The sequence below is a fragment of the Actinoallomurus acanthiterrae genome (assembly GCF_054775715.1).
Genome location: NZ_BAAHCO010000001.1, coordinates 12,486,685 through 12,512,645, shown reverse-complemented (window position 1 = coordinate 12,512,645; position 25,961 = coordinate 12,486,685). Strand labels below are relative to the sequence as shown.

Here is a 25,961-nt window from a genome sequence, read left to right as displayed (position 1 = left end):
GATCACAACCATGATCGTTAACGTAGCTGCGTAACGGAGGCCCGTCACCCCCGCTCACGAAGAGCGTTCGGCCGGGTCACGCAGCGTCCGACGTCAGTGCGCGACGCTCATGCCCGACCTGGCGGCGCCTTTTCTGTTCGGCCTCGAGCGCGCATGACCGCGTCGGTGTATTGCTCGGTGGTCAAGTCGCCGTCGTCGACGCCGAGTTCCCGCAGGACTGCCCGAACATCGTCGAGCGCGGCACCGACGTCCGCCTCGTCGGCCATGGTCTCGAGTTCGATGAATGTGCCGGCGAGCTCCGGCACCGTGACGACGGTTGCGAGCATCTCGCGGTCGTGCGCGGTGAATCGGTAGTTGGCGCATCGCTTCTCGAAGGTGACGAGATGCTCAAGGCCAAGCGCTCGGAACACCGTGTCCAGGGTCCCCGCGTCGGCGACGTCGGTCTCATGCTCGGGTTTGGGGCGCGGCCTGAACGTAGAGGTCCGCTCAGACGGCGTCGTCGAGGTTCGGAATCCTGGCGATACACGGATGACGCAGCCGATCGTCGTACGTGAACATCAGGGCGGACTGTGGTGGCACTGGCAGTGGTCCGGGCCGACCCGTGGCGCGCCACCCGAATACGAGCCAATGGTGCCTGTGGCGGACGTCGAGGAAGCGGCCCGCCGCCTGGCGAACGTCCTCCGCGTCATCGAGTCTGCCCGGGCCGAGCAGTGATCGCGGGTATCCGCCGGCTGTTGGGTCTCCAATCGGCCGAACCGGGGCGTTATCCGGTCCGGCATGCGGTTGTTGCGGATCCGACGCCCCAGGATGTCGCCGCGATCCAGGCTGCTGCGCCGGATTGGCTGGTGATGTGGTGCTGGTGGCGACGCGAGTACACCGCCCTGGCCAGGTTCGGCGCGGAGCCCACCGTCATCTACGACCGCGATCCGGCACGGCTGCTGCGGCGTTGCCGGGAGATCGAACTCGCCGCCGCATACGGGCGGCAGGCGACGATCGCATGAGCAGACCGCCCCGATGGTCGAGCGCGCCTGCAACCACACCCCCGTACGGCCGTCGTACCCCCGAGGAGGACCGTACGGGCTCGGGCGGGCCGCCGGGTCGCAGCGCGAGATGACGACCGGGGAGCTCGCGCTCCCCAGCGGCCCGCTCCAACACGTTCCGGCCCCTGCCCTGAGCCGGTGTCGGGACACCGCCGCCGGGTCCGTTTGAGGGGACGGGCTCGGCGGCCCCCCGGGACGTCTTCACCAGACGGATGGCCTACCTTGGTCGGGTGCTGCCCGAATCCCGGATTCGTATTGGTTCGCGGAACTCGCCGATGGCCTTGGTTCAGGCGAACCAGGTTCGCGATCTGCTCATCGGCCTGGTCGACGGGCTCGAAGTCGAGATCGTTGGTGTCCAGACCTCCGGGGACCGCTGGCAAGGAGATCTTGCCGAGCTCGGCGGCAAGAGCGCGTTCGTGAAGGAGATCGACCGCCACCTGCTGTCGGGCGGCGTCGACATCGCGGTCCACTGCATGAAGGACGTGCCCGGCGACGTCCCGCTGCCCGAGGGCACGACGTTCGCCGCCTATCTGGAGCGGGACGACGCTCACGACGTCGTCGTCTTCCCCGCAGGCTCGCCGTACCGCAGCATCGACGAGCTTCCGGCCGGCGCGCGGGTCGCCACCAGCGCGGTGCGGCGCAAGGCGCAGCTTCTGCGGGTGCGACCGGATCTGCGCATCGACCGGATCCGGGGCAACGTCAACTCCCGCTTCGCCCGGTTCGACGCCGAGCAGCAATTCGACGCGATGATCCTCGCTCGGGCCGGGCTAAGCCGTATCGGCATGGAAGACCGTGTCGGGCAGGTGCTGCCGCTGGAGATGATGTGCCCGGCCGTCGGTGCCGGTGTCATCGGCGTCCAGTGTCGGACCGCCGACACCGATGTCATGGAGCTCGTACGGCTGCTGGACCACGCCGAGACGCGCACGCACGTGACGGCCGAGCGCACGATGCTGCACGACCTGCAAGGTCACTGCAATTCGCCGATCGCGGGGCACTGCACCACCACCGGCGACGGGCGGCTTTCGCTGATCGGCACGGTGTTCTCTCCGGAGGGCGGCACGTTCGCCTACGCCCACGAGTGGGACAAGCCCGACCGCGCGGCCGAGCTCGGCGCGTACGTCGCCGCGACGCTCGTCCGCAAGGGCGCCCGGGACATCATCGCGGGCATCTCACACTGAGCGACTTACCGTACGGTCGGGCTTCGGCGTTCGATGAGGACGACGTCGCGCCAGTGACCGTGGTGGCGGCCGATGCGCTCGCGGGTGCCGATGACCCGGAAACCGGCCTTGGCGTGGAGGGCGAGGCTGGCGGTGTTCTCCGGGAAGATGCCGGATTGCACGGTCCAGATCCCGGCGGCGTCCGTTGCGGCGAGCAGGGCGGTGAGCAGGGCCTGGCCGATTCCCCGGCCTTGGGCGTCGGGGTGGACGTAGACGGAGTGCTCGACGACTCCGGCGTAGGCGCAGCGGTCGGAGACCGGCACCACGGCGGTCCAGCCCAGCACCCGCCCGTTGTCGTCCACGGCGACCAGGCGGTGCTCGGGCAGTTTGGCGGCGTCGAAGGCCTCCCAGGTGGGGGCGGTCGTCTCGAACGTGGCGTCACCGCTGTCGATGCCGAGCTGGTAGATCTCCAGGACTTCGGCCGCGTGCTCCGACCGCATGGCCGTGATCCGGGCCGGGGCGTTCACGCGGATATCTCGATCAGCAGGCCGCGGACACGGCGTTCGATCTCGTCGCGGATCGGGCGGACGGCGGCGACCCCCTGGCCGGCGGGGTCGTCGAGCTGCCAGTCCAGGTAGCGCTTGCCGGGGAAGACCGGGCACGTGTCCCCGCATCCCATGGTGATCACCACGTCGGAGGACCGTACGGCATCGGTGGTGAGCACCTTCGGGGTCTCGGCCGAGATGTCGATGCCGACTTCGCGCATGGCCGCGACCACGGCCGGATTCACGGTCTCGGCGGGGGCGGATCCGGCCGAGCGGACCTCGACCTTGTCGCCGGCCAGATGGGTGAGGAACGCGGCGGCCATCTGCGAGCGTCCGGCGTTGTGCACGCAGACGAACAGCACGCTGGTGCTCATGCGTCCGCTCCAACGGCAGGCGTTCGGAGCAGGGCGGACAGCCGGGTCAGAGCGGCCGGGAGCACCCGGTAGTACACCCACGTCCCGCGCCGCTCAGAACCGACGAGACCGGCCTCTCGCAGCACTTTCAGGTGGTGGGAGATGGTCGGCTGGGACACGTCGAACGGGCCGGTCAGATCGCACACGCACACCTCTCCGCCCTGGCGGGAGGCGATCAGAGACAGCAGCCGCAGCCGGATCGGGTCCGACAGGGCCTTGAACATCCGCGCCAGCTCGGCGGCATCCTGTTCGCCCAGCGGCTCGTGGACCATCGGCGTGCAGCAGTCCTGGCCGAGGACCGGCAGCTCTTGTTTCGACACACGTCTATGTTGACATCCGCATTTAGTGCGCGGTGCCGACCGCGGTAAATACGTTGCGAGGTTCCTGGTACGGCGGGCATCGTGGGATGACCGAGCGGCGGCGAGCGCTGCCTGGACCTAAGGAGGGCTGACGGATGGCCATCACTGTGCTGCGGCATGTCCGCGTCAGTCCCACCTCACCGTTCAGGAGCACCTCCGTTGTCTTCCGAGTACGAACGCTCTGATACCGACTCCGACCTTGACTCCCGCTGGGCCGATTTCACCAGCGACGGGTCCCGACCAGATCCGGCCGACGCGTATGTCCTCCAGTTCCACTCGATCGACGAGGAGCTGGGGCCGGATCAGCGGTGGACCACCTGGCTGGACGTCGAGCGCGGCTCTCGCGGCCCGGAACCACGCCCCTCGTGGGTTGTGACGGAACAGGCTGCGATCGATACCGAGCTCGGCGTCCTCAAAACCGGTAAGGAAGCGGACGTCTTCCTGCTCGAACGGGCCGTCGAAGCCATCGGCGACAACCCGGCGAAGTCCTCGCTGCTGGCCGCGAAGCGGTACCGCACCGAGGAACACCGGTCCTTCCACCGCAGTACGGCGTACGTCGAAGGCCGCCGTACCCGCAACAGCCGGGACAGCCGGGCGATGGCGAAGAAGACCGCGCACGGGCGCAGTGTCGCGGCCGGCCAGTGGGCGTACGCCGAATGGGATGCCCTGGGCCGGCTCTGGACGGCCGGGGTTCCGGTGCCGTACCCCGTGCAGGTGGACGGGACCGAGCTGCTGATGGAGTTCATCGACGACGGCGAGGGCGGTGCCGCGCCACGGCTCGCCCAGGTCCGGCCGCCGAAGGAACTGCTCGACCTGTACTTCGAGCAGCTCCGCGGCGGAATGCGTGAGCTGGCCCGCGCCGGGCTGGCGCACGGCGACCTGTCGCCGTACAACGTCCTCGCCCAGGGGGAACGGATCGTGATGATCGACCTCCCGCAGGTGGTCGACATCGTCGGCAATCCCAAGGGCATGGACTTCCTGATGCGCGACTGCCACAACATGGCCACCTGGTTCACCAACCGCGGCCTGGAGGTCGACGAGCAGGAACTGTTCGCCGATCTACTCTCGATGGTGTTCTAACCGGACCGGACGCCGGCCCGATCATGACGAGTGTTCGGCCGGGGTCGCATAACGGTCGACGTCGGTGCGCAGGTGTGCCGCGATGCGTTCGGCGGCCGTTTCCGGGTCCGTGGCCGGTAGTCGATCTCCGGACCACGGGCACCATTCGTAGAATTCGCCGCACGCGCTCACGGATATCCACACTCGGGGATCCATGGGGCCGCCGTGCACCGACAGTGCCGGCCTGGCATCGCTCATCATCGAAGGCAGCCCGAGTCTGGCCAGTTCACGGCACAAGGAAACGAGAAGCCGCACTTTTTCACTGTGATCGGCGTACACCGCCGCAGCCCTCCAACGCCCCCGGGAACAGCTGTCTCACCCGCCGGTCATAGCATCCTTCTTATTGGTGTTTCGTCTCGATGCCATGCAAGGCGCTTTTTCAACGCCAATGTCTTGTCTCCGTCTCGGATTTGTCTCGTCGGGGGGATAAATGCTGGCTAGGCTGGCCCTGTGGATGAAAGTGCAGAACGGCAGCCCACTTTGCTCCGAATTCTGGTGCAACAGCGGCAATTAATGCGGTATGGGATGTTTCGTGCCGCGTACGAGAATGCCGCCAGGAAGGTCGATCGCGACCTCGTCGGCACCGCCCCGAGCCGCGCGCAGCTGCACCGCTGGATCTCCGGCGGGCTCAAACGGCTGCCCTACACCGATCACTGCCGCGTCCTGGAGACCATGTTCCCAGGGTGGACCGCCGACCAGCTGTTCGGGCCGTGGTCGAACGACCTCCTGCCCTGTGACGGCGTCCCCCGGACGGCCGGCGGTCCCCTCCCGCTCGTCGCCTCGGACGGTCCGGGTCTGCCGCTGGCCGGTGTGGCCGCCGTCTTCAGCACTCGGGCGGAGTTCACCTACGCCATGCCGCCGCAGGTGATGTTCGACGACGCGACGGACATCAGGGCGGCCGGGCTGTCGCTCAACCTCCTCTGTCAGCAGTATCCGGACCAGCGGCTGCGCCGGCTCGTCGAGAGCGGCACGCGGCTGGAGTGCCTATTCCTCGATCCGGACGGCGACGCCATCAAGGCGCGGGAGTGCGAAGAGGGCTACACCGACCACTACCTGTCCACGCTCACCAAACTGAACATCGAGGTCCTGGCCCGCGTACGCGACCGCCTGCCGGCCGAGGCCCGCGACCGCCTGTCACTCGCCGTCTACGACGAGACCATCCGATTCGGCCTCGTCCTGATCGACGCAGCGACGTGTGTGATGCAGCCGTACCTGCCCCAGGCCCGCGGTGTCGACTCGCCGACGTTTCTGCTCCGCCGTGACCCTGGCGGAGTGGGGTTGTATAACACCTTTGAGCAGATTTATCGCGAATTGTCGGAACGGAGTCGGCCGGTATGACGACGTCAGTCGGAGCGCTGCTGCCCGTCGCTCTCGACGCCGTCACGATCGCCGCCGACCTCATCCGCTCCCGGGCACCCGGCCTGCTCACCGCCAAGGGCGACCGGGACATGGCCAGCGACCTCGACTACGCCGTCGAGCGCGCCGTACGGGCGTACCTGCGCGAACGCGCGCCCGCCGTGCCCATCCTCGGGGAGGAGGAAGGGGTCACCGGCGACGGCGGCGGGGACCTGCTGTGGGCGCTCGACCCGATCGACGGTACGGCCAACTTCGTCCACGGACTCCCGCTCTGCGGTGTCTCCCTGGGCCTGCTCCACCGGAGCCGCGCCGTCCTCGGAGTGATCGACCTGCCGTTCCTCGGCACCCGCTACTCCGCCGTCGAGCACGCCGGCGCCCACGTCGGAGAGCGGCGCATCACGGCGAGCGCGACGAGCGCGCTGCACGACGCCATCGTGGCCGTTGGCGACTACGCGGTCGGGCCGGACGCCGAGGAGAAGAACCGCCTGCGGCTCGCCCTGACCGCCGCCCTGGCCGCCGAGGTCCAGCGGGTGCGGATGCTCGGCTCCTCCGCCATCGACCTGGCCTGGGTCGCCGAGGGCAGGCTGGACGTCAGCGTGAGCATGTCGAACAAGCCGTGGGACACCGCGGCGGGCGTCGTCATCGCCCGCGAGGCCGGAGCCACCGTGGTCGACCACGACGGCAGCGAGCACATGGCCACCTCGACCGCCACCATCGCCGCCGCGCCCGGCGTCGCCGAACAGATCAGCGCGCTGATCGCGCGTGCCCGACAGGACCTGGCATCGATCTGAACCTGCCGCCTGCCCGCAGCCGGTGACTCGTCGCTGGAACGGCGGCGAGCATAGTGACGGGCTCCTTTCGCGTCTACGGACATGACAGGACGAGAGGAGTCCCGTGAACCATGAGGCGCGTCGGCAGTTCACCGAGTTCGTCACGGCGCGGACACCGAGCCTGCTGCGGCTCGCGTACGTGCTCACCGGCGACCGGCACGCCGCCGAGGATCTGCTCCAGAGCGCGTTGACCAAGACGGCCGGCCGCTGGGGAAGCGTGCGCGACAGCCCCGAGGCGTACGTCCGCAAGGTCATGTACCACGAGCAGGTGGGCCGCTGGCGCAGTCCGCGGTGGCGCCGCGAATCCGTCGCCGCGACCGTGCCCGAGCGTCCCGTACGCGACCCGAGCGAGGAGATCGATCTGCGGCTCGCTCTGGAGCGCGCGCTGATGACCCTGCCGCCGCGCCGACGGGTCGCCATCGTCCTCCGGTACTTCGAGGACCTCCCGGAGGCGGACGTCGCGAGGCTGATGGGCTGTTCGGTCGGCACGGTGCGCAGCCAGACGCACCGCGCGCTGGCCCGCCTGCGGGAACTGGTGCCCGACTTCGCCGCCCTGACCGAGGAGCCCGCGCGTGAATCGACGAGGAGCTGACATGACCAGGCAGGACGAGGCTCTCAAGGACACCCTGCACCGGATGGCGGGCCGCGCCGGGGACGCCGAGCCGATCGGCGAGCGGCTGGCCGAGCGTGCCCTGCGCGGCGCGGACCGCCGGCGCCACAGGCGGATCGGCGCCGGAATCGCCGTGGCGGCCGTGGGCGTCGTCGCGGTGTCGCTGACGCCGGTCGTGCTCGGCGGCGACGGTCATGGTGGTTCCGGGATGACGACGCGCCCCGTGGCGTCCGACGGCCCGACCCGTCACGTGACCCTTCCGCCGAACACGGCGGCCGAGCTCGCCGTGGTCCGCGCGTGCATGGTCGGGGATCCGGACATCCTCGACATCACCGCCGACCCCGCCAGTCCGGGGAATATGACGGGGCCAGGGACCCACGTCGCCGACTTCCGGGTTCTGGCCACCTACCAGGACTCTTTTGGGCGACTCGTGCTTCTCGGCAGCAGCGTCGCTCAACGAACGTGCAGCCTCGACCCTCGTGGCCGGCCGAGGGGCGTCGATGGGTTCTCTCATCAGACCGCGAACGCCTGGCAGCCAGGACTCTCCGCCTTCACCGGGCCGATCTCCCTCGACGAGCAGCAGGTCGACACGATCGACGGTCACGGCCTGAGTGAGCACGGTGTCGCCGCCAAGGGCCTGGAACAGCACATCGCCGGACGCGTCCGGCCGGACGTCGCCCGGGTGACCTTCACCATGCCGGACGGGCGGACCAGCGACGCCGCCGTGTCGCACGGATTCTTCGCATGGCGGATCGTAAAGCCCGGTCCGGTCAAGGCTCTGAGCGGGCGGAAGCCGCTGATCGTCCGGGCGTATGACCGGGCCGGACGTGTTCTGACGACGGTGCGCACCATGATCGATGCCGAGCTGGCGCGCCCGTGATCCACGACCGGCGCAGGTACCGGTCAGGGGATGAGGCCCAGCTCGCCGGCGTGCACACCGGCCTGGAACCGGGACTCGGATCCCAGCAGCCGCATCAGCTCGGCCACGCGCCGCCGGTACGTCCGCAGCGAGAGCCCCAGCCGCCGCGCGGCGGCCTCGTCGGTGAGCCCGTCGCCGAGCGCCTGCAGGATGCGCCTGCCCTCCGCGTCCACCTGGGGCGGGTCGCGGTGCAGATACGCGGCGAGCTCGGTCGCGGCCTCCCAAGTGGCCTCGAACAGGGACAGAACACCGCTGATGAGAGCCGGCGACGTGGTGACGGTGAACTCCCGGTCGCCGGCCACGACGGTGCCCGCGAGGATCATGACCCGCCGGTCGATGATGATCGTCTCGTGCGGCAGGCCCGTGGCGCAGATGCGTACCCGCGCGCCCATGCCCGCGACCGCGAGCAGGTGATCTCGCTGCTCCTCATTCGCCAGCGCGGCGGGCGTGTACAGCTTACGGACCGTCACCTCGTTCTCGGCGAGCGTCGAACGCATCCGGACGGCGATCGCCTCGCGGGTGTCGCGGTGCGACCAGGTGTCCATGCCGGTGGCCGCGCAGATGAACTCCGACGTCACGCCGGTGAACAGACGGGCGGTCCGGGCAGTGAGCTCACGCTCGCCGCAGACCGTGATGACCTGGTCGTTCGTCACCCCACCTAGTCTCCCGATCCCGGCGCGGCCCGGCAATGGCAGCTTGCTGCCAGCCGTTGGCCCCGGGCCGGAGGGCGGCGTCAGGGTGGAGACATGACGACGAACGTGACGGCCGCCGCGGGCGGCGACTTCCTCATCGGCGGGGACCTGCGCGTCAACCGGCTCGGTTTCGGCGCGATGCGGCTTCCCACGGGCACCTTCCAGGGTCCGGTTCGTGACCCCGAGACCGGGATCGCGGTGCTGCGCCGCGCGGTGCGGCTGGGCGTGAACCACATCGACACGGCCGGCTTCTACGAGCGCGGTGACGTACGCGCCCACGAGCTGATCCGCGAGGCGCTGTCCCCGTACGCCGACGACCTGGTCATCGCGACGAAGGTCGGGCCGCTCCGGGGACCGGACGGGATCCCCAGCGGCCAGGCGAGCCCCGATCAGCTGCGCGGCCTGGTCGAGGAGGACCTGCGACGGCTCGGCCTGGACCGCCTGGACCTGGTCTACCTGCGGGTCGGCGGCCTCACGCCCCCCGGCGGAGAGTCGATCGGCGAGCGGTTCGAGGTCCTGGCCGGGCTGCGCGAGGAGGGACTGATCCGCCATCTGGGCGTCAGCCACGTGGACGCCGCGCAGTTCGCCGAGGCCCGCTCGATCGCCCCGGTCACGGCGGTGCAGAACCACTTCCACGTCCAGCACGGCGCCGACGGCGGGCTGCTCGCGCAGTGCGAGGACCTCGGCGTGGCGTTCGTGCCGTACTTCCCGCTCGGCGGCGGCGACCGGCCGCTCGACCGGGACCGGCTCGCGAAGGTCGGGGCCCGCCACCAGGCCACGCCCGAACAGGTGGCCCTGGCCTGGCTCCTGGCGACCTCTCCCGTGCTGCTCGCCATCCCCGGCACCGGCTCGCTCGACCACCTGGAGGAGAACGTCGGAGCCGCCGGGATCCACCTCACCGACGAGGACCTCGCCGAACTGACCGCGTGAACCCCGGTGGTGATCTGCCATACAGCGCGCCTCACCGCGGCATAGATTTATTCCTGTGGGGCTGACCGACTCTGAGGCTCTGAACCGGCGGCTCGTCGACGAGTTGACGGCCGCCGGTGCGCTGCGCGACCGATGGCGCGCGGCTTCCTGGCCACTCCCCGGCACCTGTTCGTGCCCGGCGTCGTCTGGGACGACGCCGACGGAGGCGTGTTGAGCCCGCGCCGACGTGATGCGGATCCCGCTGCCTGGTTGACGACCGTGTACACCGACGAGGCGATCGTCACGCAGGTCGACGATGGCGCCACACCGGACACCGGAACGGGCCGGCGGATCACCAGCTCGATCTCGAAGCCGTCCATCGTGGCGACGATGCTCGGCCACCTCGAGGTCGAGTACGGGATGCGGGTCCTGGAGATCGGCGCGGGTACCGGCTGGAACGCGGCCCTCCTCGCCCACGTGGTCGGCGAAGCGAACGTCACGACGATCGAGGTCGACGGCGATCTCGCCGAGCGCGCCCGTGAGATCCTCGCCAGGGTCGGCGTGTCGGCCCTGGTGGTCACCGGCGACGGCGCGGGCGGGTACGCGCCGGGCGAGCCGTACGACCGGGTCATCGCCACCGCGTCGGTGCGAGCCGTCCCCTATCAGTGGGTGGCGCAGACCCGGCCAGGCGGGGTGATCCTCGTCCCGTGGGGCAATGCCTACGACAACGGTGCGCTGGTCCGCCTGACGGTCGACGGCCACGGCGCGGCGTACGGCCCGTTCGTCGACAACACGGTGGCGTTCATGTGGTTGCGTGCGCAGCGCGCGCCACGGCCTGCGGTGCCGGCGGATCTGGCGGGTGCGGCCGAGTCGGCCACGACCCTGCACCCCGACGCGGTCGCCTTCGACGACTGCGATGCCGCGTTCGCGGTCGGCCTCCGGGTGCCCGATGTGACGACGAGGTTCCAAGACGCCGACGACGGCAGCGACGACTTGACCTTCTGGGCGTTGTCCGGCCCCTCGTGGGCGCGCGTCGACGTCGCCGACGGTGCCGTCACGCACCGGGTGTGGCAGCGGGGTCCGCGCTCGCTGTGGACCGAGATCGAGTCCGCCTACCGGTGGTGGGACGAGACCGGACGTCCGCCGACCGGACGCTTCGGGCTCGGCGTCACCCCCGACCGCCGGTACGTGTACCTCGACTCGCCCGGCAACCCCGTCGCCTGACGGACGAGGGTCGGCACCCGAGGGTAGATTTTTACATAACAGCAGCTCAATGGCTTATTTACTTTCCATACTCGGTTACTGTGGAAACGGCCATCGCTCACGGGCGGCGCCGTGGGGCGTCGCCTGGATGGCCGTCGCGCCCGTGCCGGTGCGGCCCCGTCGCCGGCGCGCTCAGAGGAGGACCCCCATGCCGTTTCCCCTGCCGTCGTACAAGCGGTCCCGCGTCGTCGTCCCTCCGCCCGAGGAGGGCGGCGGTTACTGGGCGGGAGCGCCCAGTGCCTGTGTCGCGGACGGCGAGATCTACCTCGCGTACCGCCTGCGCCGGCCCCTCGGGCACGGTCGCGGGTACGCCGTGGTGGTCGCGCACGCGGTCGACGGCGAGCGGCTGGAGACGTTGTGCGTCATCCACAGCGATCAGATGGCCGCCGAGTCGCTGGAGCGTCCCGCGCTCGTCGTGACCCCGGAGGGCACCTGGCGTCTGTACCTCAGCTGCGCCACTCCGGGGACCAAGCACTGGCGGGTCGAGGTGCTGGAGGCGGCCGACCCGCGGTCCTTCGACCCGGCGACGGCCGAGGTGGTGCTTCCCGGCAGCGACCTGATCGGGGTCAAGGACCCGGTGATCCTGCGCCAGGGCGACAAGTGGCACCTGTGGGCGTCCTGCCACCCGCTCGCCGACCCGGACGAGGCCGACCAGATGGTGACCGACTACGCGACCAGCGCCGACGGCCTGGAGTGGACGTGGCACGGCACGGTGCTGGCGGGCCGCCCCGGCCACTGGGACTCGCGGGGCGTGCGGATCTCGTCCGTGGTCACCGACGACGGGGAGACCGTCGCCTACTACGACGGCCGGGCGAGCGCCGCGGAGAACTACGAGGAGCGGACCGGCGTCGCCACCGGTGAGGGGTTCGGCGTGCTGGAGCAGCAGGGCACCGGCCCGGCGGCCGCCTCGCCGTACGCCGGCGGGGGCCTGCGCTACCTGGTCGCCGTTCCCCTCCGGGACGCGGGATGGCGGCTCTACTACGAGGCGACGCGTCCGGACGGCGCGCACGAGCTGCGCACCGAGCTCATCGCGGCTTGAGCCAGTCGCCGTAGTCCTCGCCCGTGATCTCTTCCAGCAGCCGGATGTCGTCGGCGAAGTAGGGGATCAGCTGCCGCCGGTCGTCCCAGGTCAGCGGCTGCCGTGGGCGCCGCTCGCGGTGCAGTACGGCGAGCAGCGGACCGCGGGCCAGCCGGCGTACGGGCAGCGGCATCCGCTCGCCGATCCGGGCGCCGGCGCGCAGCACCTGCTGCAGGGCCCGGGTGCTCGCGGAGTCGGCGACGTGGTTCGTGACGTTCTCGCGGGGGATCGAGTCGAGCAGCCCGGTGCGTACGCCGAGGAACTTGCAGATCAGGTCGAGGGTCGCCGCGGGATCCTGGTGGATCCGCCGGTATCGGAGCACGAGGACCCGGTCGCGCGGGAACACCTTGTACAGGTGCTGGAGCTGCTCGCCGTACCTGCCCAGTTCGACGTACCGCCAGAACGCCGCCCAGCCCGCCGCGATCCGCTCGGGTTCGGCGGCGCACGCGTCGACGACGTTGTCGATCGGCTCGAGGCCCGCCGACCACAGGTGCGTCCAGTTGGAGTGGGCGCGTTCCACCGGGTCCCGGATCAGGGCGATCATCTTGACGTCCGGGATCAGCGCGCGGATGCGGAACTGCGCGTCCCGGTCGTGGAGGTAGAACGGCGTGCTCTCGCCACGGAGGGCCCCGTCGGGGGCGCTCGCGAACAGCGCCTCGTAGTCCTCCCGCCGCCAGACGTGCTCGCGGTACGTCTGGGCGTCGCCGGGGCCGCCCCGCGTGGGCGGAGGCCCGTCGGTGAGGAAGAACTTCGGCTCCTTGACCTGGGACATGAACAGGTCGGGGTGACGTGCCAGCGCGGCGTGCAGTGCCGTGGTGCCCGCCTTGGGAGCACCGATCACCAGGAAGCTCGGAAGCGCCATCCAGCCCTCCCCGTCAGGCGTCCACCGATGAGGTAATCATTCCATGCCTACCTAAAAAGCAGGAAAATAGACGTTATTGGCCGTACCGGGATTCCGGATGGCTGATCAGGTGTAGCTGTCGAGGCCGAGCTTGATCGCGACCGCCACGCCGCACACGGCGACCAGGACGCGCAGCGCCTCGCCGGGGAGGCGGCGCACGAGGGAGGGGCCGATCCAGCCGCCCGCGAGGAACCCCGCCGCCAGCGGGAGGGCGGCGCTCCACTGCACCGGCCCGAACAGCGCGAACCCCAGCGCGGCGACGCCGTTGGCCAGCCCCGCGACGGTGTTCTTGATCGCGTTGACGCGGACCAGCGGCAGGTCGATCATTGCGGCGAGCACGGCCAGCATCAGGATGCCGCCGGCCGCCCCGAAGTAGCCGGTGTAGACGGCGACCGTGAACAGCCCCAGGCGGAGCAACCGGCTGTGCTCGCCTTTGGAACGTTCCGCGAGCCGGCCGACCTTCGGCTGCAGGAGCAGGATCAGGGACGCACCCGCGATCAGCCACGGCGCGATCAGCTCGAACATCCGCGCCGGCGTCACCAGCAACAGCGCCGCGCCGGTGGCGCCGCCGAGCGCGGTCAGCACGCCCAGCCGCAGCACCCGGGCACGCTGCCCGGTGAGCTCCCGCTGCGAGCCGGCCGTGGCACCCACCGCCGTGAACACCAGCGCCACCGTGTTCGTCACGTTCGCGCTGAGGGCCGGCAGCCCGAGTGCCAGCAGGGCCGGATAGGACACGATCGACGCGAGGCTCACCACCGTACTGACCACCCCGGCGAGGACGCCGACGCCGAACAGGACGGGCAGATGAGCCGTGATCACATCAGTACCCAAGCACACTGGGTCACCGCCGGATGACGCGGGCATACGGACCCGGCCTCATCGGACGGACGATCGACCGAGCGGCGCCGCGAATGGGGACAATGGCGGCGTGCGCATCGCCATGCTCGGGCCGCTGGACGTGCGAGACGGCACCGGCCGACCCGTCGAGATCGGTGGTTCCCGGCTGCGCGCGCTGCTGATCCGGTTGGCGCTCGAGGCAGGCCGTTCGGTCCCGGCCGAGCGGCTGATCGAGGACCTGTGGGAGACCACGGCTCCGGCCGGGGCGGTCAACGCGCTCCAGGCCCTGGTCTCCCGGCTGCGCGGCGTCGGCGGCCGGGACGCCGTCGTCTCGACGCCGGGCGGCTACCGGCTCACGGCCGACGTCGACACGGCCGCCTTCGAACGACTCGTCACGGCCGCCCGGGCCGAGGGCGATCCGGCATACCGGGTGGCGCTGCTGCGCGAGGCTCTCGGCCTGTGGCGCGGCCCGGCGCTCGCCGACGTCGCGGAGATGGCCTTCGCCGCCGGCCCGATCGCACGCCTGGAGGAGCTGCGGATCTCCGCCGTCGAGGATCGCGTCGACGCGGAGCTCACCCTCGGCGACGGGGACGGGCTGGTCCCCGAGCTCGAAGAGCTCGCCGTACGGCATCCCCTGCGCGAACGCCTGCGCGGGCAGCTCATGCGGGCGCTGTGCGCGGCCGGCCGGCGCGCCGACGCGCTGGCCCTGTACGAGCGGACCCGGCGGGAGCTGGCCGACGAGCTGGGCGTCGACCCGTCGCCGCAGCTGGCATCGGTCCACCTGGCGATCCTGCGCGGCGAGACGGACGGGTCGCCGCCGTCGCCCTTGGAGATCGGGAAGGATCCGTCGAAGGGCCTCAGCAACCTGCCCGGCCCAGCTCACGAGCTTCGTGGGCCGCGATCGCGAGCTGGACCGCGTCGGCGAGCTGCTCGCCGGTTCCCGGCTCGTCACGCTGACCGGACCCGGCGGAGCGGGCAAGACCCGGCTGGCCATCGAGGCCGCGACTAGGGCGATCTCCGCGACGCCGGACGGTGTCTGGTTCGTCCCGCTCGCGCCCGTACGGGACGCGGCCGACGTGCCGCAGGCCGTGGTGGTGGCGATGGGCGTCGCGGAGCCGATCCGGCTCATCGACGCGAAGGAGATCGTCTGGCCGCTGGACCGGCTCATCGACGTCCTCGCGGACAAGCGGCTGCTCCTCGTGCTGGACAACTGCGAGCACCTGGTCGAAGCGGCCGCGCGGCTGGCGGATCGGGTGCTGGCCGCGGCGCCGGGCGTGCGGATCCTCATCACCAGCCGCGAGCCCCTCGGCATCACCGGCGAGTCCCTGTGCCCGGTGCCCTCCCTGCCGTTGCCTCCGGCGGACGCCGACGCCGAGACGGCGCTGACCCATGACGCGATCCGGCTGTTCGCCGAGCGGGCGGCGGCCGTCCGGCCCGGTTTCGCGGTCGACCCCGAGACCGTGGAGCCCGTCGTCAAGGTCTGCCGGGCCCTCGACGGCATCCCGCTCGCCATCGAGCTGGCCGCAGCCCGGCTTCGGGTGCTGACGGCCGCGCAGGTGGCGTCCCGGCTCGACGACCGGTTCCGGCTGCTGACCGTCGGCAGCCGTACGGCGCTGCCGCAACACCGGACGCTGCGGGCGATCGTCGACTGGAGCTGGGAGCTGCTGGACGACGCCGAACGCCGGGTGCTGCGGCGGCTCTCGGTGTTCACCGGTGGCGTCACGCCGGAGGCGGCCGACCAGGTCCTCGACGAGGACGTCATCGACCTGATCGCCTCCCTGGTCGACAAGTCGCTCGTGGTCGCCGAGGGCGACGCCGAGGTCCGGTACCGCCTGCTGGAGACCGTACGGGCGTACGCGGCCGAACGCCTCGCCGAGGCGGGCGAGGAGAAACGGCTGAAGGACGCGCACGCCGCGTACTTCCTGGATCTCACCGAGCGGGCGGAGCCGGAGCTGCGACGCCGCGATCAGCTGCACTGGACCGCGCGCCTGAGCGCCGAGCGCGACAACTGCAACGCGGCGCTGCGCCATGCGGTCGACACCCGTGACGTGCCGACGGCCGTCCGTTTCATCGGCGCGCTGGCGTGGTTCTGGGTCGCACGGGACCTCGAGGCGGAGGCCGGCGGCTGGGCGGAAGAGGTCTGGGCGATCGTCGACGGCCCCGCGCCGGAGGGCGCCGAGGAGGCCTACGCCATCTGCGCCTTCACGGCCGCGCTCGTACGGGAGATGTCCCGCAGCGACGGACCGCGGACGGAGGCCCTGCGCGTGGCGATGGAGGAGGCGGCCTCCCACGTCCCCGACCGCCCGGTCCACCCGGTGCTGGTGCTCGGCCTGCCGCTCACCGCCCTGCTCAGCGGCGACGTCGAGGGCTGCCAGCGCGGGCTGCGGGCGATCGCCGATCATCCGGATCCCTGGACCCGGGCGGCGATAGGCACGTTCGGCGCGTTCCTCGCGGCGAACCGGGGAGCGATCGACGAGTGCCACGCCGAGGCGACGGAGGCGTACGCGGGCTTCCGTGAGCTCGGCGAACGCTGGGGCATGGTCAGCTGCCTGAGCGTCCTCGCGGAGGTCGCGCTGAGCCGAGACCGGCCCGGAGAGGCGATACCCGTCGTGCGGGAGGCCTACGGATACGCCGCCGAGGGAATCAGCCCGGACCAGGGGGCCATGCTGCTGATCCAGCTCGGCAGGGCGTACGGCCAGGCGGGGGACGTCGAGCAGGCGCGGGCCGAACTGCGGCGGGCGGTACGCGCCGGCGAGCGGGTGGGTGAGCACGGCCTCATCGCGTACGGCCACGTCTGGCTGAGTGAGCTCGCGCGTCGGGCCGGCGATCTGCGTGAGGCGAGGGACCTGCTGGAGCGGGCGCGCGCGGCCATCGAGCCGAGGAAGGCCCGGGTCGATCTGGGGACGTCCGCGGCGACGACGTTCGGCCGCCTCGGCTGCCTCGCCGAACAGGAGGGCGACCTGGAGGCCTCCGCCAGATGGCACGCCGAGGCCCTGGCGATGCTCGCGGACGTCGGAAGGCTGCCGATCGGCCAGACGGTGGGACCCATCGTCGAGGGGATCGCGGCGCTGGCCGCGGCGCGCGGCGAGCACGCCAGGGCGGCGGAGCTCCTCGGCTGCGCGCACGCCGTACAGGGCTTCGTCTCGCCGTGGAGCCTGGAGCACGACCGGGCCCGAGCCGCCGCGCTGGCCGCGCTCGGCGCCGACGCGTTCGAGGCGGCGTACGCGCGGGGCCGCCGGATGACGCGAGAGCAGGCGCTGACCCTCACGCCCTGAGTGCGTTCCCAGGCGGGCGATTACATGATTACATGAGTACCTCATGGCTCTGCGGCTGGAGGAAGCCCGTGATCGTCGAGTACATCCGTTACCGCGTCCCCGCCGACACGCGCGACGCGTTCGAGGCGGCGTACGCACGTGCCGCCGTACCGCTCGGCGCGGCACCCCAGTGCGTGGAGTACGAACTCACCCAGTGCACCGAGGACGAGTTTTCCTACATCCTGCGCATCGTCTGGACGTCCGAAGAAGACCATCTCTCCGGGTTCCGGAAGAGCGCGAACTTCACGGCGTTCTTCGAGCAGATCCGGCCGTACGTCGACCAGATCGAGGAGATGCGGCACTACCGGCGCACCGCCGTGACAGGCACCGGCGGATCGGTGCCCACCCTGTACGACTGGGCCGGCGGAACGGAGGCCTTCGAGCGGCTCACCGCGGCGTTCTACCGTGAGGTTCTCAAGGACGACCTGGTGGGGCCGCTCTTCGCGCACATGGACCCCGACCATCCGAAATACGTCGCGATCTGGCTGAGCGAGGTGTTCGGCGGACCGGCGCGCTACACCGAGCAGCGCGGCGGCTACCACCACATGCTGAGCCGGCACCTGGGAAAGGGCATCACCGAGCGGCAGCGCCGCCGGTGGGTCGAGCTTCTCCTCGACGCCGCCGACGAGGTCGGCCTGCCGGCCGACCCGGAGTTCCGGGCGGCGTTCGTCGGTTACCTCGAGTGGGGGACCCGCCTCGCCCTCGCCAACTCCCAGCCGGACGCCCACCCCGTGCAGCAGGCGCCCGTGCCCCACTGGGGCTGGGGCGTCGCACCGCCGTACACCGGTGGATGACCGGCGGGCATGATGGATGCCTGAGCAGCGACCGATGGGGGGACCGATGGACGTCACGGTGACCAAGGCCGACGGCCGTTACGAGGCACGGGTCGGCGACCGGCCCGCCGGCCTCATGGACTACCGGGACGAGAACCGCCTCATCGTCATCACGCACACCGAGGTGGCACCCGAGTTCGAGGGCCACGGGGTGGGCGGCGCGCTCGTCCGCACCGCCCTCGACGAGTGGCGGAAGGAAGGCCGGCGCGTGCTGCCCCTGTGTCCGTTCGCCAAGGCGTGGATCGAGCGGCACCCCGACTACGCCGACCTGGTCACCCGCAACCACTCCTGACCGGGAGACCGGATGCGCGGCGGTCAGGGACGCCCGAGTACGCCGACCTCGTGACCGGGAGGCCCGGATGCGCGGCGGTCAGCTCGCCAGCTCGCCCCGCTTCGGGATCGGCGGCAGCTCGGCGAGGGCCGCCAGCGTCGCCTCGTCCAGCGGCGCCTCCGGCAGCGGCGGCCGCCAGCCGGTCTCCGGGTCGTAGCTCCGGACGACCTTGGCCGGCACGCCGGCGATGACCGCGTGGTCGGGGAACTCCCCGCGTACGACCGCGCCCCCGGCGACGACGACGTTCCGGCCCAGGCGGGTGCCGGGGAGGATGATGGCGCCGGCGCCGAGCCAGCAGCCGTCGCCGATGACGACCGCGTCGTTGACCGGCCACTGCCGGCCCACGGGGACGTCCGGATCGGCGTAGCCGTGGTTCTGGTCGGTGATGTAGACGTACGGCCCGGTGAAGACGTCATCGCCGATCTCGATCGACTCGTGACCGACGATGTGGCTGCCCCGCCCGATGGAGCAGGCCTTCCCGATCTTCACGATGGGGTCCGGGCCGAGGTCGAGGCCGGGGCCGAAGCCGGCCGAGATCGTGACGTGCACGCCGACGAGCGTGTCGTCGCCGATGTGGATCCACGGCTCGCCGAACAGCGCACCCGTGGGAAAGCCGATGCAGACGCCCTTGCCGAGATGGCCGAACCGCCGGCCCGCGGGGGTGCTCGGAGTGATCTCGCCGTGCCGGCGGACCCACTCCCAGCCCCGGTGCAGGGCCACCGCCACCACCCTGCGAGTCGCGGAACCCAGCAACGCCCTAAGCGACATGCCGGAAACGGTACGGCATGCGATGTCCATCTTGATCCCTAAGTGCGGCGAATGCGAGGAAGTGCCCGCACTCGGCGAGAACCCCGCGCACGGGCGTTCGGCGGGCTCCGTGCACTGCGCGCGGCCGTCGAAAACGGCGGCGAGCCCGGCCGTGAAGCCGGGCTCGCCGCCGATCGGGATCCGTCAGGACGTGTGCGCACGCTCCTCCGCGTCCTCGTCACCCGACACCGAGGAGAGACGCTCGGCCGGTGCCTCGGACTCCTCGGCCTGCTTACGCGCCATGTTGCGACGCGTCGCGATCGCACCGGCGGCGCCGAGGGCACCACCGGCCGCCAGCAGCACGGCGGCCATGCCGCGCCGACCGCGCCGAGGCCGGGTCGGCTCGATCCGGTCGGCCGTCCGGCGGAGCATCGAGCCGACCCGGGGGCCCAGCTCTCGCTCGACGTACGCGCCGGCCCGGTCGAGCCGCGGTGCGCTCCAGACACGGGCGCTCTGCACGCCCGTCGAGGCCATCTGGCGCGCCTGACCCGCGGCGGGGGCGGCCCGCTGAGCGGTCCGCTGGGCGGCGCTCTGCGCCGTCAGCTTGGCGCTCTGCGCGGTCTGCCTGGCCGTCTGCGCCGTCTGTGCGGTCCGCTGAGCGGTCCGCTGGGCGGATCGGACGGCGCGTTTCTGTGCCCGGCTGAGGCCCGAGAGACGCAGCTGCCGCGCACTGCGCATGGCACGTTTCTGTGCCATGGTCAGCCGTGAGCCGCGCAGCTTGACCTGCGGCTTCCTTCCGGTCATTGATCGTAGGGACATGGATACCCCTCCGTAATGTGCGGTCTCGACGAACCTCTTCCCACGGCAGGCGATGTCAATCACCGGATCCGTGAGGATGCCGTACGGCCGCGCCGCCGCGACGATGATGACGGGGTCGTCCGGGACGCCGGTGAAGACAAGTAGCGTTGGCTACTTCAGTGACAGGTATCCGACGCGCCCGCCGAGGGCACACCCCGAAACAAGGAGGCGGTCTCCATGGCCGGAGAGCTCATCGCGACCCTGAACACCACCCTGGGCCCCATCGTCATCCGTCTGTTCCCCGATCAGGCGCCCAAGACCGTCGATAATTTCGTCGGCCTCGCCGAGGGGACGAAGGAGTGGACCCATCCCGAGACCGGGCAGCGGTCGTCGACCCCGCTCTACAACGGCACGATCTTTCACCGGGTCATCGACGGCTTCATGATCCAGGGCGGCGACCCGCTCGGTCAGGGCTTCGGTGGCCCGGGCTATGAGTTCGAGGACGAGATCCACCCGCAGCTGCGCTTCGACCGGCCGTACCTCCTGGCGATGGCCAACGCCGGCGCGAACACCAACGGCTCGCAGTTCTTCGTGACCGTCGTCCCGACCTCGCACCTGAACGGCCGCCACACGATCTTCGGCGAGGTCGTGCAGGGCTCCGAGGTCGTCGACGCGATCGCCAAGACCGAGACGGGCCGGAACGACCGTCCGGTCAAGGACGTGGTTCTGGAATCGGTGACGATCGAGCGTCGTTAGACGGATAACCGGCCAACGACGAGAAGGCGACGATGAGCACCGATTCGCCGCAGCAGGCACCGGCTCCCGAGGCACCGATGTGCTACCGGCATCCGGACCGGGAGACGTACGTCCGCTGCACCCGCTGCGACCGGCCCATCTGCCCGGACTGCATGCGCGTCGCCTCGGTGGGACACCAGTGCCCCGAGTGCGTCCGCGACGGCCACCGTACGGTGCGTGAGGCGCGTACGGTGTTCGGCGGCCGGGTGCGGGCCCGGCCGGTGGTGACGCTGACGCTCATCGGCCTGAACGTCCTCGCCTACATCGGCGAGCTGGTGTCACGGCCGTTCGTGGACCGGTTCGAGATGGTCGGCGGGATGACCGCGCACGGCGGGATCCCCGGGTTCGGCGTCGTCGACGGCGAGTGGTACCGCCTGATCACGGCGGCGTTCCTGCACATGCCGATGAACCAGGGCAGTTTCGGCATCACCCACATCCTGTTCAACATGTGGGCGCTGTGGGTGCTCGGCCCGCAGCTCGAACAGGTGCTCGGCCGGCTGCGGTTCACCGTGCTGTACATCCTGTCGGCGATCGGCGGGAACGTCCTGCTCTACCTCGTGGACCCGCTGCAGCCCGCCGTCGGCGCCTCTGGCGCGATCTTCGGGCTGTTCGCGGCGTTCTTCGTGGTCGGACGCCGACTCGGCGTCGACACGCGCGGCATCGTCTTCCTCATCGTGATCAACCTGATGTTCACGTTCACCTTCTCCGGGATCTCCTGGGAAGGGCACGTCGGCGGGCTGGTCACCGGCGCGGTGCTCGCGGTGGCGTTCGCCTACGCCCCGCGAGGGCGGCAGAAGGCCGTGCAGGTCGCCGCGTCGGCGGTCGTCGCGGCGCTGCTCGTGGTCCTCACCGTGGTGCAGACCGCCGCGCTCACGTCGTGAACCCTCTCCCGCGCGGGTCAAGGGATCCACGCGGGAGAGGACACGGCGCATGGAGCGACGACGCTCGGCATGGTCCGACCGTGACGAGCGGAGGAGGCGAGCTGGGGATCACTCCTGTGGATAACCCACAGGGCGATCCACAGCCTGTGGATAACCGTGTGGGGAAGTCAACGCCAGCGTGTCGACAGCACCACGCCGACCACGATCACGCCGAACCCGATCAGCAGGTTCCAGTTGCTCAGCGACGTGAGCAGCGGCACCGTCGCGCTGACACTCGCGGCGACGTAGTAGACCGCGATCCAGGCGAGGCCGAGCAGCCAGCAGCCCACCATCGTCGGCACCAGCCACCGGGGGCTGACCGCGACCTTCTGTGAGCGCTGCGGCGGAGTGTAGACGGCCTTCTTGCGTACCTTCGACTTGGGCACGGTGGGTCTCTCCTCGGGGCGGAACGCGGCCGCACGCCGGGTCCGCGCATGGGTCAATTTGTCAGTTAGCGTAGTCGCTGGTGAGCAGCGTACGACCTAATTGGGGGCGGTGGGGTGTCGCGATGCGGCCAAAACCCGGCAGCGACGGGATGAGCGGCTCCGGCCGGGCCTGGAAGTACGCCATCCCGGCCCTGACGATCTTCGCCGGCATCCTGTTCACGGCCAGCGCGAGCACCGCGCACGGAACGGACCTGCGCGGCGGCAGCCGTACGAAGATCACCGAGCTCATCGCCCAGGAACAGCGCCAGTACCAGGGCTCCCAGGCGCGCTATGGCCATCTGCGGCGGCAGGTGGAAGGCCTCGTACGGGCGGCCGGGCAGCGGGACGCCCGCGTGAAGGCGGCTCAGGAGGACGCGGACCGCCTCGCGGCCCATACCGGCTTCGCACCGCTCACCGGACGCGGCGTCCGCGTCACCCTCGACGACGCGCCCGCCGGCCGGGATCCCCGGCGACCCCGGCCCCGACGACCTCGTGGTCCACCAGCAGGACGTCCAGGCCGTCGTCAACGCCCTGTGGACCGGCGGTGCCACGGGCGTGCAAATAATGGATCAACGGTTGATCTCGACCAGCGCCGTCCGTTGCGTCGGCAATACGCTCATCCTCCAAGGCGTCGTCTACTCGCCGCCGTTCCGGATCACCGCCACGGGCGACCCGGTACGACTGCGGGCGGCGCTCGACGTCTCCCCGGCGATCCAGGTCTACCGGCAGTACGTCGCCGAATACGGACTCGGGTACGCCGTGACGACCCTCAAGAAGACCACGCTGCCCGCCTACACGGGCAACGTGCAGCCGAAGTACGCCACCGCCCTGGAGCCCGACGGTGCGAACACTCATCCGTAGCCTCGGCGAGCTGTGCATCACGGCCGGGGCCGTGCTGCTGCTGTTCGTCGCGTACGAGCTCTGGGGGACGGGCGCCTACACGCAGGCCCAGCAGCGCAAGCTGGACACCGAGCTCAACCGCACCTGGGCCGCACCGCCGCCCAAGGCCCCGAGAGGTGCCGTGACGGCCGAGCGCGTGAGTCTCGGCCACGGTCTCGCCCTCATCCGGATCCCCCGGCTCGGCAAGGGCTTCCACTATGTGATCATCGAGGGCGTCTCCGTCGCGGACCTGCGCAAGGGGCCCGGGCACTACCCGGGCACGGCGATGCCGGGGGAGATCGGCAACTTCGTCGTCTCCGGGCACCGGACGACCTACCTGGCGCCCTTCAACCGCATCGACGAGCTGCACCCCGGCGACAAGATCCTCATCGACACCCGGGCCCGGCAGTACATCTACCAGGTGACCGGCAAGAAGGTGGTGTCGCCCGGCGACGTCAACGTCGCGGCCCCGGTGCCGGAGCATCCTTCCAAGGACCCGACCGACCGGCTGATCACACTCACCACCTGCCATCCGAAGTACTCCGCGGCGCAGCGGCTCATCGTGTTCGGGCGGATGGTCGGCTCCATCCCACGGGTGAACGGAGCGAGTTCGTAGATGTACGGATGGCTGTGGCGGCACCTGCCCGGCGGCACGGTGACGCGGGTCTACACCGCCCTGGTGGCCGTGCTCGTCGTCGGTGTCCTGCTCTGGTACGTCGTCTTCCCCTGGTTCGAGCCGAAGATTCAGTTCGATCACGGGACGGTCGATGATGGCGGCACCTCGACTACGGCACCCCCGACCCCGGGGGCAAAACACCGGTAAAAAGAATATTGGGAGACCCTGTAACGCCATGGGCGGTAAGGCGGATCTTCCGAGTGAGGGCTTCCGCCGTTGCCCCCGAGCGGCGGAAGCCCTCCCTCATGCCCACACCCTGGCCGCCCTCCCAGCGCGCCCCCAGGGCGTGTCTGAAGCCGCTCACGGCACCCGAGGCAGCACAGGACATCTCTGAGGGCACACGGGCGGCCCTACGGCCTGGAAAAGCGAGCGGCGTCCCCGCCCCTGGAGGGGACGAGGACGCCTTTTAGCTGATGCTCCGTCAGAAGCCCGGCCAGTTGCCGCCTCCCGTGTCCGTCGGGTCCGGGCTGGGCGGGGGTTGTTGCTGCTGCTGCTTGGCGACGATCAATGTGACCGTGCTGTTGCGGTTGGCCGTGTCGCCCTCGTTCGGGTTCTGCTGGAGGACGGTGCCCGGGGTCTGCCCCTCCTGCGCGGGGACGAACTGGACGTGGACCTTGAAACCGTTGCTCTTCAGGTCCGCCTTGGCCTCGTCGACCGGCTTCCCGACCTCGTTCGGTACCACGGTCTTGCCGGGCCCGTCGGAGATGGTCAGGGCGACCTCGGTGTCCTTGGCGACCTTGGAGCCGGAGGTCGGATCCGAAGTGATCACGTTGCCCTTGGGAACGGTCGAGCTGTTCTGCTTCGGCGTGTCGCCGACCTTGAGGCCGGCGTTCTCCAGGGCGCTCTTGGCCTCGTCCAGGCTCTTGCCGCGGAGCGGGGGCACTGTCACCTTCGGCTTGCCGGTCGAGACGACCAAGGTGACCTCGGTGGTGGCCAGCTTGGTCTTATCGATCTTGGTGTTCTCGTTCGGCGTGACGCTGATGACCTTGCCGCTGTCGACCTGATCGCTCGGCTTCTTCTTGGTCTTGATGTTGCCGTCGACGATGCCGATGCCCGTGAGCTGCTGCTTGGCGGCGTCCTGGTCGTTGCCGACGATGCCGGTGGGGATGGCGACCGTCGTGCTCTCCTTCGCCGCGCCGCCCCCGCCGCTGAACATGAAGTACAGCGCCGTCACCGCGCCCGCCGCGAGCAGGCCGACGACCAGCCAGAGCGCGACCTTCTTGCCGCGGCCCTCCGGTCTCTCCGGCTCGCCGTAGTGCACCGGGGGCAGGTCGTAGCCCATCGTCGTCGGCCGAGCCGCCTGGGTCGGCGGCCCGCCCTGCATGACCTGGGTGCCGCCGTTCAGCGCCATGGTCGGGGCGGAGACCGGCATGCCCTGCAGAGCGCGCTGGATGTCGGCGCGCATCTCGGCCGCGCTCTGGTAGCGGTAGTTCGGGTCCTTCGTGAGCGCCTTCATGACGATCGCGTCGGCCCAGTGGGGGATGGACGGATCGAAGTGCGACGGCGGCGACGGCTCTTCCCGTACGTGCTGGTAGGCGATGGCCACCGGGGAGTCGCCCTGGAACGGCGGCCGCCCGGTGAGCAGCTCGAACAGCACACAGCCGGTGGAGTAGAGGTCACTGCGGGCGTCGACACGCTCACCTCGCGCCTGCTCCGGCGAGAGGTACTGCGCGGTGCCGATCACCTGCGCCGTCGCGGTCATCGTGGCGGCGGAGTCGGCCATCGCGCGGGCGATGCCGAAGTCCATGACCTTGACCTCGTTGTTGGAGGTCAGCATCACGTTGGCCGGCTTGATGTCACGGTGCACGATCCCGCCGCGGTGGCTGTAGTCCAGCGCGCGCAGGATGCCGTCCGTCATCTCCATGGCCCGCTCGGGCGCCAGCTTCTGCTCGTCGCGCAGGACGTCGCGGAGCGTGCGGCCCTCGACGTACTCCATGACGATGAACGGGACCGGGTTGCCGTCCATGACGTCTTCGCCCGTGTCGTACACGGCGATGACGGACGGGTGGTTGAGTGATGCCGCGGACTGCGCCTCCCGGCGGAACCGCGCCTGAAAAGTCGGATCCCGGGCCAGGTCGGCCCGCAGCGTCTTGATCGCTACAATTCGATCAAGACGGAGATCTCGAGCTCGGTAGACCTCGGCCATGCCACCACGCCCGATGACACCATCGAGCTCGTAGCGACCACCGAGTAGCCGAGGCTGAGTCATGTCTCG

33 protein-coding genes are annotated in these 25,961 nt (G+C 70.5%); 20 read left to right on the top strand and 13 right to left on the bottom strand.

The annotated features are described in order from the left end of the window. Positions 1 to 107: 107 nt before the first annotated feature. Positions 108 to 410 (bottom strand): hypothetical protein, encoded by a 303-nt coding sequence (locus ACYVF7_RS59125; protein ID WP_460357595.1) that lies wholly within the window; start codon positions 408 to 410, stop codon positions 108 to 110. A gap of 118 nt (positions 411 to 528) precedes the next feature. Between ACYVF7_RS59125 and ACYVF7_RS59120 the strand changes: the two genes are divergently transcribed. The 3 genes from ACYVF7_RS59120 to hemC all read left to right on the top strand — a co-directional run bounded on the left by ACYVF7_RS59120 (position 529) and on the right by hemC (position 2,218). Further along, positions 529 to 714 carry a hypothetical protein gene (locus ACYVF7_RS59120; protein WP_460357594.1) on the top strand — a complete coding sequence of 62 codons (186 nt, stop codon included), beginning with the start codon at positions 529 to 531 and terminating at the stop codon, positions 712 to 714. After that, a complete protein-coding gene (locus ACYVF7_RS59115; RefSeq protein ID WP_460357592.1) occupies positions 711 to 1,001 on the top strand; it encodes a hypothetical protein in 291 nt (96 codons plus the stop codon). The genes ACYVF7_RS59120 and ACYVF7_RS59115 overlap by 4 nt, the downstream gene beginning before the upstream one ends. A gap of 251 nt (positions 1,002 to 1,252) precedes the next feature. Further along, entirely contained in the window at positions 1,253 to 2,218 is a 966-nt protein-coding gene (hemC, locus tag ACYVF7_RS59110; RefSeq protein ID WP_460357590.1) for a hydroxymethylbilane synthase, read from the top strand. A gap of 5 nt (positions 2,219 to 2,223) precedes the next feature. On the opposite strand, the gene ACYVF7_RS59105 is transcribed toward hemC, so the two are convergent. From ACYVF7_RS59105 to ACYVF7_RS59095, 3 genes are read right to left on the bottom strand one after another with little or no spacing between them, the layout of a single operon-like run. After that, positions 2,224 to 2,724 carry a GNAT family N-acetyltransferase gene (locus tag ACYVF7_RS59105; RefSeq protein WP_460357588.1) on the bottom strand — a complete coding sequence of 167 codons (501 nt, stop codon included), beginning with the start codon at positions 2,722 to 2,724 and terminating at the stop codon, positions 2,224 to 2,226. Then, positions 2,721 to 3,116 (bottom strand): arsenate reductase ArsC, encoded by a 396-nt coding sequence (locus ACYVF7_RS59100; protein ID WP_460357585.1) that lies wholly within the window; start codon positions 3,114 to 3,116, stop codon positions 2,721 to 2,723. Before ACYVF7_RS59100 ends, ACYVF7_RS59105 begins: the two co-directional genes overlap by 4 nt. Next, positions 3,113 to 3,475, bottom strand: a complete 363-nt coding sequence (locus tag ACYVF7_RS59095; protein WP_460357583.1) for an ArsR/SmtB family transcription factor — start codon at positions 3,473 to 3,475, stop codon at positions 3,113 to 3,115. Before ACYVF7_RS59095 ends, ACYVF7_RS59100 begins: the two co-directional genes overlap by 4 nt. Positions 3,476 to 3,673: 198 nt before the next feature. Here ACYVF7_RS59095 and ACYVF7_RS59090 point away from each other — a divergent pair, with 198 nt between their 5' ends. Next, the gene (locus ACYVF7_RS59090) at positions 3,674 to 4,594 is read left to right on the top strand and encodes a serine protein kinase RIO (protein ID WP_460357580.1); all 921 of its coding nucleotides are present in this window, start codon (positions 3,674 to 3,676) and stop codon (positions 4,592 to 4,594) included. Between the two features lie 21 nt (positions 4,595 to 4,615). On the opposite strand, the gene ACYVF7_RS59085 is transcribed toward ACYVF7_RS59090, so the two are convergent. Further along, positions 4,616 to 4,912, bottom strand: coding sequence for a hypothetical protein (locus ACYVF7_RS59085; protein WP_460357578.1), 297 nt, complete (start codon positions 4,910 to 4,912; stop codon positions 4,616 to 4,618). A gap of 246 nt (positions 4,913 to 5,158) precedes the next feature. Here ACYVF7_RS59085 and ACYVF7_RS59080 point away from each other — a divergent pair, with 246 nt between their 5' ends. The 4 genes from ACYVF7_RS59080 (at position 5,159) to ACYVF7_RS59065 (ending at position 8,309) form a co-directional block, all read left to right on the top strand. Next, positions 5,159 to 5,971: a DUF5919 domain-containing protein gene (locus ACYVF7_RS59080; RefSeq protein ID WP_460357575.1), complete on the top strand. Its 813-nt coding sequence runs from the start codon at positions 5,159 to 5,161 to the stop codon at positions 5,969 to 5,971. Continuing rightward, entirely contained in the window at positions 5,968 to 6,780 is an 813-nt protein-coding gene (locus ACYVF7_RS59075) for an inositol monophosphatase family protein (RefSeq protein ID WP_460357572.1), read from the top strand. The genes ACYVF7_RS59080 and ACYVF7_RS59075 overlap by 4 nt, the downstream gene beginning before the upstream one ends. 103 nt (positions 6,781 to 6,883) lie before the next feature. Then, positions 6,884 to 7,411, top strand: coding sequence for a SigE family RNA polymerase sigma factor (locus ACYVF7_RS59070; RefSeq protein WP_460357571.1), 528 nt, complete (start codon positions 6,884 to 6,886; stop codon positions 7,409 to 7,411). Between the two features lies 1 nt (position 7,412). Further along, on the top strand, positions 7,413 to 8,309 hold the full coding sequence (locus ACYVF7_RS59065) for a hypothetical protein (RefSeq protein WP_460357569.1): 897 nt from the start codon (positions 7,413 to 7,415) through the stop codon (positions 8,307 to 8,309). A gap of 23 nt (positions 8,310 to 8,332) precedes the next feature. Here ACYVF7_RS59065 and ACYVF7_RS59060 read toward each other — a convergent pair whose 3' ends face one another. After that, the gene (locus tag ACYVF7_RS59060) at positions 8,333 to 9,001 is read right to left on the bottom strand and encodes a DNA-binding response regulator (RefSeq protein WP_460357568.1); all 669 of its coding nucleotides are present in this window, start codon (positions 8,999 to 9,001) and stop codon (positions 8,333 to 8,335) included. A gap of 93 nt (positions 9,002 to 9,094) precedes the next feature. Here ACYVF7_RS59060 and ACYVF7_RS59055 point away from each other — a divergent pair, with 93 nt between their 5' ends. The 3 genes from ACYVF7_RS59055 to ACYVF7_RS59045 all read left to right on the top strand — a co-directional run bounded on the left by ACYVF7_RS59055 (position 9,095) and on the right by ACYVF7_RS59045 (position 12,251). After that, positions 9,095 to 9,970, top strand: a complete 876-nt coding sequence (locus tag ACYVF7_RS59055; protein WP_460357566.1) for an oxidoreductase — start codon at positions 9,095 to 9,097, stop codon at positions 9,968 to 9,970. Positions 9,971 to 10,102: 132 nt separating this feature from the next. Then, complete coding sequence (locus ACYVF7_RS59050; RefSeq protein WP_460357564.1) at positions 10,103 to 11,173, top strand: methyltransferase domain-containing protein; 1,071 nt, start codon at positions 10,103 to 10,105, stop codon at positions 11,171 to 11,173. A gap of 187 nt (positions 11,174 to 11,360) precedes the next feature. Then, complete coding sequence (locus ACYVF7_RS59045; RefSeq protein ID WP_460357562.1) at positions 11,361 to 12,251, top strand: glycoside hydrolase family protein; 891 nt, start codon at positions 11,361 to 11,363, stop codon at positions 12,249 to 12,251. On the opposite strand, the gene ACYVF7_RS59040 is transcribed toward ACYVF7_RS59045, so the two are convergent. Together ACYVF7_RS59040 and ACYVF7_RS59035 are read right to left on the bottom strand one after the other, a co-directional pair. Continuing rightward, complete coding sequence (locus ACYVF7_RS59040) at positions 12,238 to 13,152, bottom strand: sulfotransferase family protein (protein ID WP_460357560.1); 915 nt, start codon at positions 13,150 to 13,152, stop codon at positions 12,238 to 12,240. The genes ACYVF7_RS59045 and ACYVF7_RS59040 overlap by 14 nt on opposite strands. Positions 13,153 to 13,257: 105 nt before the next feature. Further along, entirely contained in the window at positions 13,258 to 14,010 is a 753-nt protein-coding gene (locus tag ACYVF7_RS59035) for a sulfite exporter TauE/SafE family protein (protein ID WP_460357557.1), read from the bottom strand. Positions 14,011 to 14,119: 109 nt separating this feature from the next. Between ACYVF7_RS59035 and ACYVF7_RS59030 the strand changes: the two genes are divergently transcribed. From ACYVF7_RS59030 to ACYVF7_RS59015, 4 genes are read left to right on the top strand one after another with little or no spacing between them, the layout of a single operon-like run. Next, entirely contained in the window at positions 14,120 to 15,037 is a 918-nt protein-coding gene (locus ACYVF7_RS59030) for an AfsR/SARP family transcriptional regulator (protein WP_460357555.1), read from the top strand. After that, on the top strand, positions 14,919 to 17,303 hold the full coding sequence (locus tag ACYVF7_RS59025) for an ATP-binding protein (RefSeq protein ID WP_460357553.1): 2,385 nt from the start codon (positions 14,919 to 14,921) through the stop codon (positions 17,301 to 17,303). The genes ACYVF7_RS59030 and ACYVF7_RS59025 overlap by 119 nt, the downstream gene beginning before the upstream one ends. Before the next feature lie 32 nt (positions 17,304 to 17,335). Further along, the gene (locus tag ACYVF7_RS59020; protein ID WP_460357552.1) at positions 17,336 to 18,136 is read left to right on the top strand and encodes a globin domain-containing protein; all 801 of its coding nucleotides are present in this window, start codon (positions 17,336 to 17,338) and stop codon (positions 18,134 to 18,136) included. 46 nt (positions 18,137 to 18,182) lie between these two features. Beyond that, positions 18,183 to 18,467, top strand: a complete 285-nt coding sequence (locus ACYVF7_RS59015; protein ID WP_460357550.1) for a GNAT family N-acetyltransferase — start codon at positions 18,183 to 18,185, stop codon at positions 18,465 to 18,467. A 78-nt stretch (positions 18,468 to 18,545) separates the two neighbouring features. On the opposite strand, the gene ACYVF7_RS59010 is transcribed toward ACYVF7_RS59015, so the two are convergent. Beyond that, positions 18,546 to 19,274 (bottom strand): acyltransferase, encoded by a 729-nt coding sequence (locus tag ACYVF7_RS59010; protein ID WP_460357548.1) that lies wholly within the window; start codon positions 19,272 to 19,274, stop codon positions 18,546 to 18,548. A 183-nt stretch (positions 19,275 to 19,457) separates the two neighbouring features. Continuing rightward, positions 19,458 to 20,057 carry a hypothetical protein gene (locus tag ACYVF7_RS59005; RefSeq protein WP_460357545.1) on the bottom strand — a complete coding sequence of 200 codons (600 nt, stop codon included), beginning with the start codon at positions 20,055 to 20,057 and terminating at the stop codon, positions 19,458 to 19,460. A gap of 231 nt (positions 20,058 to 20,288) precedes the next feature. Between ACYVF7_RS59005 and ACYVF7_RS59000 the strand changes: the two genes are divergently transcribed. Then, positions 20,289 to 20,807 (top strand): peptidylprolyl isomerase, encoded by a 519-nt coding sequence (locus ACYVF7_RS59000; RefSeq protein ID WP_460357544.1) that lies wholly within the window; start codon positions 20,289 to 20,291, stop codon positions 20,805 to 20,807. A 32-nt stretch (positions 20,808 to 20,839) separates the two neighbouring features. Continuing rightward, positions 20,840 to 21,727 carry a rhomboid family intramembrane serine protease gene (locus ACYVF7_RS58995; RefSeq protein ID WP_460357541.1) on the top strand — a complete coding sequence of 296 codons (888 nt, stop codon included), beginning with the start codon at positions 20,840 to 20,842 and terminating at the stop codon, positions 21,725 to 21,727. 167 nt (positions 21,728 to 21,894) lie between these two features. On the opposite strand, the gene ACYVF7_RS58990 is transcribed toward ACYVF7_RS58995, so the two are convergent. Both ACYVF7_RS58990 and ACYVF7_RS58985 read right to left on the bottom strand, forming a co-directional pair. After that, positions 21,895 to 22,152, bottom strand: a complete 258-nt coding sequence (locus ACYVF7_RS58990; protein ID WP_460357538.1) for a cell division protein CrgA — start codon at positions 22,150 to 22,152, stop codon at positions 21,895 to 21,897. 61 nt (positions 22,153 to 22,213) lie between these two features. Then, positions 22,214 to 22,441 (bottom strand): hypothetical protein, encoded by a 228-nt coding sequence (locus ACYVF7_RS58985; RefSeq protein WP_460357536.1) that lies wholly within the window; start codon positions 22,439 to 22,441, stop codon positions 22,214 to 22,216. 242 nt (positions 22,442 to 22,683) lie between these two features. Between ACYVF7_RS58985 and ACYVF7_RS58980 the strand changes: the two genes are divergently transcribed. The 3 genes from ACYVF7_RS58980 to ACYVF7_RS58970 are packed head-to-tail and all read left to right on the top strand — an operon-like array spanning position 22,684 to position 23,893. Further along, the gene (locus ACYVF7_RS58980; RefSeq protein ID WP_460357533.1) at positions 22,684 to 23,052 is read left to right on the top strand and encodes a DUF881 domain-containing protein; all 369 of its coding nucleotides are present in this window, start codon (positions 22,684 to 22,686) and stop codon (positions 23,050 to 23,052) included. Beyond that, positions 23,033 to 23,686 carry a class E sortase gene (locus ACYVF7_RS58975; protein ID WP_460357531.1) on the top strand — a complete coding sequence of 218 codons (654 nt, stop codon included), beginning with the start codon at positions 23,033 to 23,035 and terminating at the stop codon, positions 23,684 to 23,686. Before ACYVF7_RS58980 ends, ACYVF7_RS58975 begins: the two co-directional genes overlap by 20 nt. Further along, positions 23,687 to 23,893, top strand: coding sequence for a hypothetical protein (locus ACYVF7_RS58970; RefSeq protein WP_460357529.1), 207 nt, complete (start codon positions 23,687 to 23,689; stop codon positions 23,891 to 23,893). 274 nt (positions 23,894 to 24,167) lie between these two features. Here ACYVF7_RS58970 and pknB read toward each other — a convergent pair whose 3' ends face one another. After that, the gene (pknB, locus tag ACYVF7_RS58965) at positions 24,168 to 25,955 is read right to left on the bottom strand and encodes a Stk1 family PASTA domain-containing Ser/Thr kinase (protein WP_460357526.1); all 1,788 of its coding nucleotides are present in this window, start codon (positions 25,953 to 25,955) and stop codon (positions 24,168 to 24,170) included. Positions 25,956 to 25,961 lie beyond the last annotated feature (6 nt).

Bases quoted from the DNA above. Each gene is read 5' to 3' on its own strand.
- ACYVF7_RS59120 (WP_460357594.1), top strand. From the start codon at position 529: ATGACGCAGCCGATCGTCGTACGTGAACATCAGGGCGGACTGTGGTGG.
- hemC (WP_460357590.1), top strand. From the start codon at position 1,253: ATGGCCTACCTTGGTCGGGTGCTGCCCGAATCCCGGATTCGTATTGGT.
- ACYVF7_RS59100 (WP_460357585.1), bottom strand. From the start codon at position 3,116: ATGAGCACCAGCGTGCTGTTCGTCTGCGTGCACAACGCCGGACGCTCG.
- ACYVF7_RS59080 (WP_460357575.1), top strand. From the start codon at position 5,159: ATGTTTCGTGCCGCGTACGAGAATGCCGCCAGGAAGGTCGATCGCGAC.
- ACYVF7_RS59075 (WP_460357572.1), top strand. From the start codon at position 5,968: ATGACGACGTCAGTCGGAGCGCTGCTGCCCGTCGCTCTCGACGCCGTC.
- ACYVF7_RS59065 (WP_460357569.1), top strand. From the start codon at position 7,413: ATGACCAGGCAGGACGAGGCTCTCAAGGACACCCTGCACCGGATGGCG.
- ACYVF7_RS59055 (WP_460357566.1), top strand. From the start codon at position 9,095: ATGACGACGAACGTGACGGCCGCCGCGGGCGGCGACTTCCTCATCGGC.
- ACYVF7_RS59050 (WP_460357564.1), top strand. From the start codon at position 10,103: ATGGCGCGCGGCTTCCTGGCCACTCCCCGGCACCTGTTCGTGCCCGGC.
- ACYVF7_RS59045 (WP_460357562.1), top strand. From the start codon at position 11,361: ATGCCGTTTCCCCTGCCGTCGTACAAGCGGTCCCGCGTCGTCGTCCCT.
- ACYVF7_RS59040 (WP_460357560.1), bottom strand. From the start codon at position 13,152: ATGGCGCTTCCGAGCTTCCTGGTGATCGGTGCTCCCAAGGCGGGCACC.
- ACYVF7_RS59020 (WP_460357552.1), top strand. From the start codon at position 17,336: ATGAGTACCTCATGGCTCTGCGGCTGGAGGAAGCCCGTGATCGTCGAG.
- ACYVF7_RS59015 (WP_460357550.1), top strand. From the start codon at position 18,183: ATGGACGTCACGGTGACCAAGGCCGACGGCCGTTACGAGGCACGGGTC.
- ACYVF7_RS59010 (WP_460357548.1), bottom strand. From the start codon at position 19,274: ATGTCGCTTAGGGCGTTGCTGGGTTCCGCGACTCGCAGGGTGGTGGCG.
- ACYVF7_RS59005 (WP_460357545.1), bottom strand. From the start codon at position 20,057: ATGACCGGAAGGAAGCCGCAGGTCAAGCTGCGCGGCTCACGGCTGACC.
- ACYVF7_RS59000 (WP_460357544.1), top strand. From the start codon at position 20,289: ATGGCCGGAGAGCTCATCGCGACCCTGAACACCACCCTGGGCCCCATC.
- ACYVF7_RS58995 (WP_460357541.1), top strand. From the start codon at position 20,840: ATGAGCACCGATTCGCCGCAGCAGGCACCGGCTCCCGAGGCACCGATG.
- ACYVF7_RS58985 (WP_460357536.1), bottom strand. From the start codon at position 22,441: ATGAGCTCGGTGATCTTCGTACGGCTGCCGCCGCGCAGGTCCGTTCCG.
- ACYVF7_RS58970 (WP_460357529.1), top strand. From the start codon at position 23,687: ATGTACGGATGGCTGTGGCGGCACCTGCCCGGCGGCACGGTGACGCGG.
- pknB (WP_460357526.1), bottom strand. From the start codon at position 25,955: ATGACTCAGCCTCGGCTACTCGGTGGTCGCTACGAGCTCGATGGTGTC.